This window comes from Vibrio sp. R11-SG3-ISO9, from assembly GCF_059834255.1.
On sequence record NZ_JCBDGU010000002.1, the window covers coordinates 66,918 to 80,372 of the forward strand.

Consider the following 13,455-nt stretch of genomic DNA (forward strand, 5'->3'; position numbering starts at 1 on the left):
AGTCCTTTAAATAAACAGCATTAAAATGGGAAAAAGTAAGGGATTAGCGTGAGAACAAGCCCTGAATAAACTATAGAAATCGGAATGCCGATACGCAGGTAATCTGTCAGGTGGTAGTTGCCCACGCTGTACACTAATAAGTTGGTTTGATAGCCATAAGGGGAGATGAAACTCGCACTCGCTCCAAACAGAACCGCCATAATAAATGGCATAGGATCAACACCATAGCCAACTGCCATGCTGTAGCCGATAGGAAAAGAGAGTGCAGCGGCGGCGTTGTTTGTCACTAGCTCGGTCAAAACTAAGGTCATCAAATAGGTCGCCACCAGCGCACCAAACACACCCCAACCATTAAAAGCTTCAATAAACATCAGCCCCATCTGCTCAGACAAACCTGATGAGATCATCAATTGTGCAATCGACAATGCTGAACCAACGATCACCACAATATCAACTGGGAAACGACGTCTTAGCTCGTTCAGCTGTACCACTCCAAACGCAACCAACAGTAATAGAAAACCTGCTAACCCTTTGATGATCGGCAGCATGTTGGCCAACGCTAAGCCAATTACAGCGGCAAATCCGAGTAAAACCAAGGCTGATTTATCCGCATCCAGTTTAGCGCTCGAGTCCAAATCATTCATCAACACAAACTCTTTACTGTGTTGCTGACGCTGCTCTTCAAAGCGTTTGCCCGGTACTAGCACTAACGTATCACCTGCCGTTAACGTGATGTTTCCCAACCCACCTTCAAGGCGTTCATGGCCACGGCGAATCGCTACTACTACCGCGTCAAAACGGTCTCTAAACTGGCTGGTTTTCAATGTCTTATTGCACACACTCGCCGATGAACTTACCACTACTTCAACAAAGTTCTGACCATTAAGGTGATGTTGTCCAAACAGTGTTAGTCCTTGGATCTCTTGCAGAGTTGCAACACTCTCGACATCGCCACAAAACAAAAGGCGATCGCGTGCTTGTAGCACGAAGTCTGGGTCAATTGAAGCCGTTGTCTTACCATCACGAATCACTTCCGCAAGAAACAGCTTACGCAGTGCTCTAAGGTTATTTTCACTTACGCTACGTCCCACCAGCGGTGAACCGGGTTCAACGCGAGCCTCCAAGAAATAAGGCAATTCATCTTGTGAACCATCATCGTAACTAGGCAGGAAGTAACTCAGTGGGATCAAGATCAACACACCACCGACCAATACCGCCAAACCGATCAACGTCGGTGTAAAGAAGTTCAAACTCGGTAAGCCTGCATCTTCAACAAAGCTGTTGATGATCAAGTTGGTTGAGGTGCCGATCAATGTCAGGGTTCCACCCAAAATCGCAGCGTACGAAAGTGGGATCAGTAGCTTAGAGGGTGCATGTTGCTGATTGCGTTTGATCGCACCGATCAATGACACGACAACAGCAGTATTATTAGTAAAGGAAGAAAGTAACGCTGTGGAAACACCCAACTTTGCCACCACTGTACCAAGCCGACCTTCTGAAATGTTTCGGCTTACCCAGCTGATTAAGCGAGTTTTCTCCAACGCACTTGAAGCGAGAATTAGCAACACTAAAGTGAGTAGTGAAGAGTTAGTGAAGTTGCCTGCCAGACTGGATACATCAATCATTCCAGCCATAAACGCAATGAAAGCTGCACCAGCAAAAATAAAGCTCGGCTTAATACGCGTCGTTAGAAGGCAAGTTACGATGCCAAGCAATAGCGCTAATACAAATCCTTGTTGCCACATATACCTGTCCTTGGATAGCGAGAGCCGAAGCTCCCGCCTATTGCTTTACATCGAGACTTGATACCAATCGTAGTAAATAACTGCTCGCCCTAGCTTGTTAAAATGCTCGATAACTGCGTTAGAATTTTTGATTGTAGAATAACTACTTATCGAAAAATCCTGCCTTGTTCTCAAGCCTTTTTTCTGCGCTATTACTGATCATTTATTTACTGTGATTGGTATGATTACTTAAGTAATTGACTGATATCTTTGGCATCCCAGTGTGGGAAGTGCTTACGAACCAGAGCATTGAACTCGATTTCAAACGCTGAGAAGTCACCGACTTTCTGCTCAACAGAATCTAAACGTTCACGGATTAGACCTGCACCAACAGTGACGTTGGTTAGGCGGTCAATCACGATAAAGCCACCGGTATCCGCACTATCACGGTATTTATCCAGTGCCACGGTCTCGTTCAGTGACCACTCACACAGACCGATACCATTGAGAGGCAGCTCTGATGCTTCATGAGTCGCAAGATTGTTGATGTCATATTGATGACGAACAGCCGTCACTTGACCTACAGTCTTCTTGCCAGCGATTTTGATATCGTACTCACGACCCGGTTGCAGAGCTTGCTCCGTCATCCATACCACGTCCGCCAGAATGTGATTGGTAGATGCGACTTCAGCATTCTCAAGCACAATCAAGTCACCACGACTGATGTCGATTTCGTCTTCAAGCGTCAAAGTCACAGCAAGACCAGCCTGCGCCGACTCTAGGTCGCCATCAAAAGTAACAATGCGTGCCACTTTCGAGGTTTTACCTGAAGGAAGTGCCTTGATTTCATCACCGACTTTTACGCTGCCAGAAGCAATCGTGCCGGCAAAACCGCGGAAATCTAGGTTTGGACGGTTCACGTATTGAACAGGGAAGCGGAACTCGCCTGCTGAGCGTTTCTGATCGATATCAACGTTCTCAAGCACTTCAAGTAGCGATGGACCTTCAAACCAAGCCAGCTCTTTGCTCGCCGCTGCAACGTTGGCACCTTCTAACGCTGAAACCGGTAGGATCTGAATGTTAGTTTCACCCTCTAGGTTTTCCGCAAACTCTAGGTATTCATCGCGAATCTCTTCAAAGCGATCTTGTGAGTATTCCACGAGATCCATCTTGTTAACCGCAACCACAAAGTGCTTCAAACCCAGCAGGTTAGAAATGAACGAGTGACGACGAGTTTGATCCAGTACGCCTTTACGCGCATCAATCAAGATCACAGCTAGATCACACGTCGATGCACCAGTAGCCATGTTACGTGTGTACTGCTCATGTCCTGGGGTATCCGCAATAATGAACTTACGTTTTTGAGTCGAGAAATAACGGTACGCCACATCAATGGTGATACCTTGCTCACGCTCAGCTTGCAGGCCATCAACAAGTAGTGCTAAGTCTGGCTTCTCACCTGTTGTACCTACACGTTGGCTATCGTTATGAACCGCTGCTAGTTGATCTTCATAGATCTGTTGGGTGTCATGGAGCAAGCGACCGATCAAAGTGCTCTTACCATCATCAACCGAACCACAGGTTAGGAATCTAAGCATCGATTTATGTTGGTGCTGACTTAGGTAACCTTCGATCCCAAGTTCAGCCAATTCAGCTTCTACTGCACTATTCATTTTTCTTTCCTTAGATCCTTAGAAATAACCTTGACGCTTTTTCAATTCCATTGAGCCTGATTGATCGTGGTCGATCGCTCGCCCTTGACGCTCACTGGATGTCGCCACCAGCATCTCTTCAATGATGCCTGTTAATGTATTAGCCTCAGATTCAATTGCCCCTGTCAGTGGGTAGCAACCGAGAGTACGGAAACGCACACTCTTCTCTTCAATCACCTCACCTTCTTGCAGCTCCATGCGGTCGTCATCAACCATAATCAGCATGCCATCACGCTCAACAACTGGGCGCTTCTCTGAAAGGTAAAGCGGTACAATCTCGATATTTTCTAGGTAGATGTATTGCCAGATATCCAGTTCAGTCCAGTTTGAAAGCGGGAATACACGAATGCTCTCGCCTTTGTTTACCTGACCGTTGTAGGTTTTCCATAGCTCTGGACGTTGGTTTTTTGGATCCCATGTATGGTTCTTGTCACGGAAAGAGTAAACACGCTCCTTCGCACGCGACTTCTCTTCGTCACGACGAGCACCACCAAAGGCAGCATCAAAACCGTACTTGTTTAACGCCTGCTTCAAACCCTGAGTCTTCATGATATCGGTATGCTTTGATGAGCCGTGTACAAACGGGCTACAACCCATTGCTAAACCTTCAGGGTTCTTGTGAACCAAAAGATCGAAGCCGTACTTCTCAGCAGTGCGATCACGAAACTCTATCATTTCACGGAATTTCCAATCGGTATCCACGTGTAGAAGAGGGAAAGGGATTTTGCCCGGATAAAACGCTTTGCGAGCTAGGTGAAGCATCACAGAAGAGTCTTTACCGATGGAGTACATCATCACTGGGTTATCAAACTCAGCCGCCACTTCACGGATGATATGTATACTCTCCGCTTCAAGCTGTTTTAGGTGGGTTAAACGTTCTTGGTCCATTTCAGTGCTTCCTTTAAGGCTCGTATCACGAGCGATGCAATACTTGGTTCAACCAAGCATGGGAGTTAACTCATTCACCGTGATGTGAATTGGCGTATTGGATAACAACACAAATTCTTTGCGATGCATTTGAGCCCAATGCGCCCTCAATGAAAGCATTATGACGAGCCTCTCATATTACTGGAAATTCTAAAATTTCATTTTTTATTCGAAAAGCTGATAAGGAATAGTTGTAACATTTATTCCTTATAAAAATGAATGAACTACCTTTAATAAACGCTTGTTGTGTATGGTTTGAACGGTTTGAGGTAAGGGTGGCAGAACAGCATAAAGTAATAGATCCATATCACGAATTAACACATGTTGTACTCATTGTTTCATCCCACTTTGTTACATTACGCAACAAATTCTTCCCCATCCAATCTTGGAGCTCCATAATGAAAGTTGCAATGAAACCTTTATCGCTAGCGGTACTGGCTGGACTAGGTTTTACTCTAGCTGGCTGTACAACCACCCCAGACACAGATGAAGTAATCAAGCTGCGCGTCGTAGAAACGACTGACATTCATACTAACCTAATGGATTACGACTACTACAAAGACAAGCCATCGCAAAAGATCGGTTTGGCGCGTACTGCAACTCTTGTAAAAGAAGCTCAAAGCGAAGTAACAAACAGCATTCTTGTTGATAACGGTGACTTGCTGCAAGGTAGCCCTATGGGTGACTACATGGCAGACAAAGGCATCGTTGCAGGTGAAGTACACCCAGCATACAAAGCAATGAACCAGCTAGATTACGATGCAGCAAACATCGGTAACCACGAATTCAACTACGGCCTTGAGTTCCTAGAAGAGTCAATCAACGACGCAGATTTCCCATACATCAGCGCTAACGTTTACGACGCGGAAACGAAAGAGCACTACTTCACGCCATACATTATCAAAACGCACAAATTTGCAGATACTGCAGGTGTAGAACATGAAGTAAAAGTGGGTTACATCGGTTTTGTTCCACCACAAATCATGACTTGGGATAAGAAGAACCTTGAAGGCAAGGTTATCGCTCGCGACATCCTAGAGACGGCGAATGAACTGGTTCCTCAAATGAAGGCTGAAGGCGCAGAAGTTATCGTTGCGATCCCTCACTCTGGCGTTTCTCAAGACCCATACAAAGCAGGCGAAGAGAACTCAACGCTTTACCTATCTGAAGTAGAAGGCATCGATGCGATTGCATTTGGTCACTCTCACGCAGTATTCCCAGGCAAAGGTTTTGACAACATCCAAGGCGTTGATAACCAAGCGGGCACAATGAACGGTGTTGCTGCGGTTATGCCAGGCCGTTGGGGTAGCCACGTAGGTATTATGGACCTTACGCTGGCACAGAAAGACGGCAAATGGGAAGTAGTAAAAGGTCAATCTGAAGCGCGTCCTATCTACGACAAAGTAGAGAAGAAATCACTGGCTGCAGCTGATGAAGGCATCGTAACTGCACTAGAAAAAGATCACGCGGGTACTCGTGACTTTGTAAACCAGCCAATTGGCCAAGCTGACGACGTGATGTACAGCTTCCTATCACTGGTACAAGACGATCCTACAGTTCAAATCGTTAACCTTGCACAGAAAGATTACGTTGAGCGCTTCATTCAAGGTGACCCAGATCTAGACGGCACACCAGTACTTTCTGCAGCGGCACCATTTAAAGCGGGCGGCCGTAAGAATGACCCAGCAAACTTCACTGAAGTAGAAGCTGGTCAACTGACTTTCCGTAACGCAGCAGATCTATACCTATACCCTAACACGCTTGTTGCGATGAAGGTAAAAGGTAAAGAAGTGAAAGAGTGGCTAGAGTGTTCTGCAGGTCAGTTCAACCAAATCGACGCTAACTCTACGGCTCCACAATCATTGATCGAGTGGGATAACTTCCGTACTTACAACTTTGATGTTATCGATGGTGTGAACTACCAAATCGATGTGACACAACCTGCGAAATACGACGCGAACTGTAAAGTGGTTAACCCAGAATCTGAGCGTATCGTAGGCCTGACTTACCAAGGTCAGCCAATCGATATGGAACAAGATTTCTTGATTGCAACCAACAACTACCGTGCATACAGCGCGAAGTTCCCGGGCACAGGTGTTGAGTACATCGCTTTTGATGCACCAGACGAAAACCGTACTGTTCTAGCAAACTACATCTCTCGCGTGAGCAAAGAGCAAGGTAAAGTCAGCCCAACAGCGGACAACAACTGGTCTTTCGCTCCTATCGAAACGAGCAAGAAGCTAGACATCCGTTTTGAAACATCGCCAAGTGAGAAAGCAGCACAGTTCATCAAAGAAAAGGGTCAATACCCAATGAAACGCGTTGCGACTGATGATGTTGGCTTCGGTGTTTACCAAATCGACCTAACTAAATAAGATTTTTCAATAATCTTTAGTTAATGTTTCAAAAGGCTGAATTTAACGATTCAGCCTTTTTTCATATTGGTAAATCGCCCCTGTAAAAGTCTTTATTTTTCTGTACGTTAATCATCAATAGCGTTTAATTTCAAGCAAGTCCCTCAACCCATAAATTCACAATTCCCTACCCCATTTCAACGCCCTAGCGTGCACAGTAAGCACAAAAATCCCACAGCTCACTGCAAGTTTTTATCCACTGCCCGTGTCTATTTCATTTACTACACTCAATGAGTGGTCAATAAGCCATTCATCTATAGGATAGATAGGGACATTTGATGGGCACCGTCGAAAGTATTCAAACATGGTTAAATTCAGGAGAAGAGTCGCTGCTATGGCTAATGCTCGGCATTATTGCGCTCTCTTATCTGCTTGAAGATTTAGCGATTGTGTCTGCGGCAGGGTTAGCGACTCAAGGTCTCATCCCACCGCAATATGCTCTACTTGCCATTTTCATCGGTATCGCAACCGGTGACTTAGGGCTTTACTACCTCGGTAAGTCAGGGCGTTACTTTAGAGGTGTTCGTTACAAAGCGCTGACCAATCGATACTTTCGCACACTTAGAACCAAACTACGCCACAACGCATTCAGTAGTCTTTTTATCATCCGCTTTGTTCCAGGGTTGCGCACGGTTGGTTTTACCTTGAGCGGTTTTTTCGTCATCCCTCTTCCTACTTTCTTATTCGCCGTGATTAGTGCGACTGCGCTCTGGACTGGCATTGTCTTCTCGACCATCTACTATTTAGGGACGTCAGCGTGGCTGCAAGCCTCTGAATATCAATGGATCGTTATCCCGTGTGCTATCGCATTGTTGTTTATCAGCAATCGGTTAATGAATAAAACCTACTCTAGAGGATTATCATGAGTTCACCGCAAGATATTCACGTCATTCCAGCACATCAAATCAACGCTGGTATGCCTTTACTCGAAAAAGATACCGTGCGTAGCGTGTCTCCCTATGAGTTTCTCCCTGCTTGGTTTTTCTACACGCCAGTGGTAGCACAGAGCTTGATGCAAGGCTTACGGCATTTTGACTGGGCGCTGCCGCTCATTGCTAATCCAAGCATTAAGCTTAGTGGCATGGTGGGAGAGTCAAAACACGATATCTTGAGCCTTGCTGGATCATCCAGTCAGCGCTGGATCTCGCCTTTTATCACACTGACCAAAACCGATCTCAACACCAAAGTGCAAGCCGAGGATGCTCGTCGTATTTTGATCCAATCAAGCCTTGATTTCCCCGTCGTTGCTAAGCCTGATCTTGGTTGTCGAGGTGCTGGCGTGAAGCTGATCAACACCCAAGATCAACTCGAAGAATACATATCATCCTTTCCTCAGGGTGCTCGTTTTCTGCTGCAGGAAAAAGCGCCTTATCAAGCTGAAGCTGGGCTTTTTTACGTCCGTTATCCAAACCGTCGTCAAGGTGAAATCATCTCGATCACTCTCAAGTATGCCCCTATGGTGACGGGCGATGGCACCTCTACACTCAAGCAGTTAATTGAAAACGATCCAAGAGCCGGACAGTTAAGTCACCTTTACCTGCCAAGGCATCAAGATAAGTTGGAGCATGTGCTTGCAGAGGGCGAAGAGTTTCAACTGGCGTTCGCAGGCAGTCATAGCCGTGGGTCTATCTTCCGAGATGGCAATCAATACATCACCAAAGCGCTAACTGAGCGTCTCGATGAGATATTTAACGACTTCGATGGATTCCACTACGGACGATTGGACGTCAAGTTCAGAGACATTCATAGCCTGATGCAGGGCGAAGATTTTACGATTCTTGAGGTCAATGGCGCGAGCAGTGAAGCGGCACATATCTGGGATCGAAACACCCCACTAAGAGAGATATTTTCTACGCTACTCCAACAATATCGCATTCTTTTTGATATCGGTGCTCAGCAGAAACAGCGAGGCTACAAGCCGCCTTCATTTAAAAGTTTATTTGCGGCGTGGCAAGAAGAGCGACGCTTAGTTCAACAATATCCGACCACCGATTAACTCTATACGAGGATCATGAATGAACCCGATAGCCCAACCTAGCGCCTTCACTTCTGTGTCTCCTAGTATTCAAGGAGCCGTTGAAATATTGAATCAAGGTCGAGACTTTTTGTTAGCCATTTCCGATAGTGACTACCTAACGCGTGCCAAGCCGCATGTCTCTAGTTCAATTGGTGAGCACACTCGTCACACACTCGATCTTTTTCATGCTCTGATTTTAAAAGAGAACGAGATCATTGATTACAACACCCGTCGTCGTGGTCATCCAGTCGAGTTCGATCGTTCGATTGCCTTAAAAGAGATCCAATATGTGATCAACTGGCTAGAGCGATTAGACCATGATGATCTCCAAGCACCGATTACGATCCAAACCGAGGTCTCAATGGATGCTCAGGTATTCGCAAATCTGCCATCGACACTCGAGCGAGAGATCACTTTTGCAGCGCTGCACGCCAATCATCACTACGCCATGATCAAGGTGATCACCACCTTCCTCGATGTCGAAACCTGCAACACCTTTGGCTATGCGCCAACCACGAGCAGCTACTTGAGGGAGCAATAATCATGTGTTCAGTATCTTGGCTGCTTGAAGAAAATGGCTATCAAGTCTTTTTTAATCGTGATGAACAGAAAGCACGAGCGTTAGCTATGCCACCTAAACAGTATCAAGTGAATGGTGTCGATATCATCATGCCGCTCGATCCTACTGGTGGGGGAAGCTGGATCAGCATCAACGAGTTCGGTCTTTCACTGTGCCTGCTTAATAACTACCAAGGCCTTGTGCCAGATGGTCCATTGATTAGCCGTGGCTTACTGCTCAAGAACATGTCATCAAGCCGCAATATCGCACAGCTCACCGAGGCATTTCATCGTTTAGAGCTAAGCTCTTTTGCACCATTTACTCTGCTGGCTTTCGCTCCCAATTTGACGCAACACAACGGCGTGGTCGTCGCTTATAAGTGGGATGGAGTTCAGCAAAGTATTGTTGAGACCGATTCACCACTATTCTCATCGGGAGTCGACTTGGCGAGAGTACAAGCCTACCGACAAGCAAAATACGATCAACTTATCTCTACGGGTAAAAACCAGCAAAACTTGCTGATGTTCCACTCTCATCATCATAGTGAACAACCCCATTTAGGTACCTGTATGCATCGCTCAGATGCCCACACAGTCAGCTTCACCCATTTACGTAATCGACATGGCCAAGCTTCAATGTTCTATGCACCGGGTGCTCCCTGTGAGCCGATAAAACCAGAACAGATAAATCAGCAGCGCTTTACCTTCGATTTTGCCCCAGCAATCAACTTATAGATGGAGTCTATTATGAGAAAACTACTCACAATGATCATGCTACTTGTTAGCCCTTATGTACTTGCCGCCGATGAAATCTATACCGGCTTTTTCAGTAATAAAGCACTCGATGGCTACGATACGGTCGCTTATTTCACTTCCGGTAAGCCCGTTGAAGGCAGCAAGAAATTCAGCACTGAATACAAAGGCGCAGATTGGTACTTCTCTTCTGAAAAGAATCTGACTTTATTTGTTAATAATCCTGAAAAGTATGCACCTCAGTATGGTGGTTATTGCGCATGGGCGGTCTCTGCCAAAAACGACTTTGCACCTGGCGACCCACAGTATTGGACCATAGTTGATGACAAACTTTACCTTAACTACGACCAAGAGATTCAAGAGACTTGGGAACAAGACCGTGCACAACACATTCAACAAGCCGATAAAGCTTGGCCGCAGCTGATCAAGTAAGGGGATAACCATGACATTCAGCCCTGCTAAACATCTTCCTGCTGCATTTATCGCTTTCGTCTTCGTGCAGTCGTTATTTTTCAAGTTTACCGGCTCTTACGAGACAGACCACATCTTCGGCACGTTAGCGACATGGTCTGGCTTAAGTTGGTTTGGGATCTATGGCGGCTACATCATCGGTATCGCTGAATTGATTGCCGCAATTTTGCTGTTTACACGTTGGCACGGACTTGGCGCGATCATGAGCGTCGGCATCATGAGTGGTGCGATTTTCTTCCACCTATTTACCCCGTTAGGTATTCCAATGCCTGAATTTAGTGCTGCGGGAGAAATTGTAGGAGATGACGGCGGATTGCTGTTTGGTATGGCATGCCTAGTGTGGCTATGCGGTGCGTTTTTGAGTGTGAAAGATTTCAAGAATCAAGATGGTTTCTTATACAACTTTAGTCAATAAGGTAGCTACATTATGATTGATAGTCCTTTTCGTTTACCACGTTACACGCCTTTTGGTTTGGGTGAGTCTGTTGTCGAGTGGGCAACTGGGCTATCTAAGCTAGACCGACTCTATCAAGAAAGACAAAACGAGTTATCTAGCTTCGAATTCATGAATTACACCCTTTCGGCGCTCAACATCGACTACTCCATTGCATCAGGAAGCACGGGAAACATCCCCGAAGAAGGTCCGGTCGTGATTGTCGCGAACCACCCACTTGGTGCGATTGAAGGGGTGATCCTTGCTGATCTCGTAGGATCGGTAAGAAAAGATGTAAAAGTATTGGCTAACGAGCTTCTTAAGCGACTGCCTGAATTGGATGATCTTTTCATTGGTGTCGATGTCTTCAATGGTAAAGAGTCAAAGCGTACTAATGCCAAGGCGATTCGAGATGCCAATCGTCACCTAGCTGATGGTGGGTTACTGATTGTGTTCCCTGCTGGCGAAGTGTCTAGTTATCGCAAAGGGGCTAAAACACTCACCGATATTGAATGGAGCAAGTCGGTGGCTAAGTTTGTTAAGCGCCATCAAGCGACAACCGTGCCTATCTTCATCAATGGTAAAAACAGCGAGCTTTTCTACCAAGCCGGCCGTGTGCATCCACTATTGAGAACAGCTCTACTCGGTCGTGAGCTTCTGAATAAGCAAGCGACAACCATCTCCATTTCCATTGGCGCTTCGATCCCTTATTCAGAGATAAAATCGTTTGAACAAGAGATGGATATCGTCAACTACCTGAGACTCAACACCTACCTAATGAGTCAACAAGAGGGCTCAGAGAACACAACCCAAGCCCCCTTTTTTGACACTCAGGTGATAGCGCCGATGCCACCCGAAGTATTGGCGATAGAGGTGGGCTCACTCCCTGCTGAAATGAAGCTTCTTGAGCAAGGAGAGTTTGAGGTCTACTGTACACCAAGCCAATCTATTCCAAACCTGATGCGTGAAATTGGCCGAGTCAGAGAAGAGAGCTTTCGCGAAGTAGGCGAAGGCAGCGGGCTGGCCTGTGATTTGGATGAGTATGACCTTTATTATCATCAACTGTTTGTATGGAACAAAGCGAAGTCGGAGCTTGTTGGGGCCTATCGCTTGGGCATGGTTGATAAACTGATCGCAGAGCATGGGCTTGATAAGCTCTACTCCCGCAGTTTGTTCAACTACAATCAAGAGTTCATCGATACCCTAGAAAACAGCGTTGAACTTGGGCGTTCAGTGGTGAGTAAGCCATATCAGAAGAGCCTTAACTCACTGTTGCTGCTATGGAAAGGTATCGCGACCTTTGTATCTCGCAATCCACAATATACGCATCTCTTTGGCCCTGTCAGCATTAGTAATGATTACAGTCATAACGCACGACTGTTGATCGCGACGACCTTGTCGATTCACCACTACGATGAAGAGAAGGCTAACCTAGTTTCACCATCATCACCTCTGAACAGCAGCAATCATGTGTTCTGGCAAAACCATCTGCTCTCTTCTCTGGCGAGTGTACCGCTGCTATCTAAAGTACTGGCGCGTATGGAACAAGGAAAAGGCTTGCCTGTATTGCTTCGCCAATACCTCGGAATGAACGGTAAACTGGTATGCTTTAACGTTGACCCATCCTTTAATGACGCCTTGGATGGTTTAATTGTCGTTAACCTGAAGAAAGTGTCAGTGAAGACTCTGGGTAAATACATGGGCAGAGAACAGGCTCAAGATTACTTAGATCGTCATAATCACTCACAAACCCAATAGCTCGACTTAAGCTAGCGCTATACCTAAGCCATAGAAAGTGCGATTATCTTCGCATCGAAATGGCTTAGGTAGTGACCATGCACCACGCACTGACAGAACAACTAGAAAGCTTTGGCTTTACCCCATCCCAGATAGAATCTCTTCTTGAGATTGCAAAACCGCTCGAGTTACCAACACGGCACATTCTCACGAATCAAGGAGAGATGCCTGATTCGTTTTACTTCATCGTTGAAGGGTTATGCCACGCGTGCTACCTAACTGAAGAAGGTAAGCAGTTCAGCAAAGAGTTCTACTGGGAACATGACTGGGTGATAGGCTTTGAGAGCTTGATAAAACAACAACCTTCCCCATACCTACTGGAGACGCTGACCCCTATCTCACTGTTTGAACTGCCAATGCAAGCCCTTACAGGGTGGCGCGAGACCAATAATCCTCTGTACCTCAAGTTGCTTGAAACCCAACTGATGCACAAAGAGAACAAAGAGCGTTTCATGCTGCTTTACACGCCAGAGCAGCGCTACCAACTGTTCTGTGAACATTACCCTGATTTGCTGCAGCGCTTGAACGATAATCAAATCGCGGCCTACCTTGGTATTACAGCGATCAGCCTAAGCAGAATCAAAAGCAGAATTAACAATGGTTAATGCACAGCATCATTGTCCTTGTTAGATTAGCGCCAAGTACAGTT

At 46.0% G+C, this 13,455-nt stretch carries 12 protein-coding genes; 9 read left to right on the top strand and 3 right to left on the bottom strand.

The genetic code is table 11. From position 1 onward, the window contains the following. Positions 1 to 20: 20 nt before the first annotated feature. From AC6R05_RS00390 to cysD, 3 genes are all read right to left on the bottom strand, one after another. Positions 21 to 1,745, bottom strand: coding sequence for an SLC13 family permease (locus AC6R05_RS00390; protein WP_032553301.1), 1,725 nt, complete (start codon positions 1,743 to 1,745; stop codon positions 21 to 23). Positions 1,746 to 1,969: 224 nt separating this feature from the next. Next, the gene (gene cysN / locus AC6R05_RS00395) at positions 1,970 to 3,397 is read right to left on the bottom strand and encodes a sulfate adenylyltransferase subunit CysN (protein ID WP_032553302.1); all 1,428 of its coding nucleotides are present in this window, start codon (positions 3,395 to 3,397) and stop codon (positions 1,970 to 1,972) included. 18 nt (positions 3,398 to 3,415) lie between these two features. Continuing rightward, entirely contained in the window at positions 3,416 to 4,360 is a 945-nt protein-coding gene (cysD, locus tag AC6R05_RS00400; protein ID WP_225310897.1) for a sulfate adenylyltransferase subunit CysD, read from the bottom strand. A 401-nt stretch (positions 4,361 to 4,761) separates the two neighbouring features. Between cysD and AC6R05_RS00405 the strand changes: the two genes are divergently transcribed. The 9 genes from AC6R05_RS00405 (at position 4,762) to AC6R05_RS00445 (ending at position 13,411) form a co-directional block, all read left to right on the top strand. Beyond that, positions 4,762 to 6,738, top strand: coding sequence for a bifunctional 2',3'-cyclic-nucleotide 2'-phosphodiesterase/3'-nucleotidase (locus tag AC6R05_RS00405; RefSeq protein ID WP_331439890.1), 1,977 nt, complete (start codon positions 4,762 to 4,764; stop codon positions 6,736 to 6,738). A 317-nt stretch (positions 6,739 to 7,055) separates the two neighbouring features. Beyond that, a complete protein-coding gene (locus tag AC6R05_RS00410; RefSeq protein ID WP_150869352.1) occupies positions 7,056 to 7,643 on the top strand; it encodes a DedA family protein in 588 nt (195 codons plus the stop codon). Further along, complete coding sequence (locus AC6R05_RS00415; RefSeq protein WP_500646241.1) at positions 7,640 to 8,773, top strand: D-alanine--D-alanine ligase; 1,134 nt, start codon at positions 7,640 to 7,642, stop codon at positions 8,771 to 8,773. The genes AC6R05_RS00410 and AC6R05_RS00415 overlap by 4 nt, the downstream gene beginning before the upstream one ends. A gap of 19 nt (positions 8,774 to 8,792) precedes the next feature. Further along, positions 8,793 to 9,335 carry a DinB family protein gene (locus AC6R05_RS00420; protein WP_500646242.1) on the top strand — a complete coding sequence of 181 codons (543 nt, stop codon included), beginning with the start codon at positions 8,793 to 8,795 and terminating at the stop codon, positions 9,333 to 9,335. 2 nt (positions 9,336 to 9,337) lie between these two features. Next, positions 9,338 to 10,087 carry an NRDE family protein gene (locus AC6R05_RS00425; protein WP_500646243.1) on the top strand — a complete coding sequence of 250 codons (750 nt, stop codon included), beginning with the start codon at positions 9,338 to 9,340 and terminating at the stop codon, positions 10,085 to 10,087. A gap of 12 nt (positions 10,088 to 10,099) precedes the next feature. Then, a complete protein-coding gene (locus AC6R05_RS00430; RefSeq protein ID WP_150869356.1) occupies positions 10,100 to 10,537 on the top strand; it encodes a YHS domain-containing (seleno)protein in 438 nt (145 codons plus the stop codon). 10 nt (positions 10,538 to 10,547) lie between these two features. Then, positions 10,548 to 10,991 carry a hypothetical protein gene (locus tag AC6R05_RS00435; protein ID WP_500646244.1) on the top strand — a complete coding sequence of 148 codons (444 nt, stop codon included), beginning with the start codon at positions 10,548 to 10,550 and terminating at the stop codon, positions 10,989 to 10,991. A 12-nt stretch (positions 10,992 to 11,003) separates the two neighbouring features. Beyond that, positions 11,004 to 12,767: a bifunctional lysophospholipid acyltransferase family protein/GNAT family N-acetyltransferase gene (locus tag AC6R05_RS00440; protein ID WP_500646245.1), complete on the top strand. Its 1,764-nt coding sequence runs from the start codon at positions 11,004 to 11,006 to the stop codon at positions 12,765 to 12,767. Positions 12,768 to 12,844: 77 nt separating this feature from the next. Beyond that, entirely contained in the window at positions 12,845 to 13,411 is a 567-nt protein-coding gene (locus AC6R05_RS00445; protein WP_500646246.1) for a Crp/Fnr family transcriptional regulator, read from the top strand. The last annotated feature ends 44 nt before the right edge of the window (positions 13,412 to 13,455 follow it).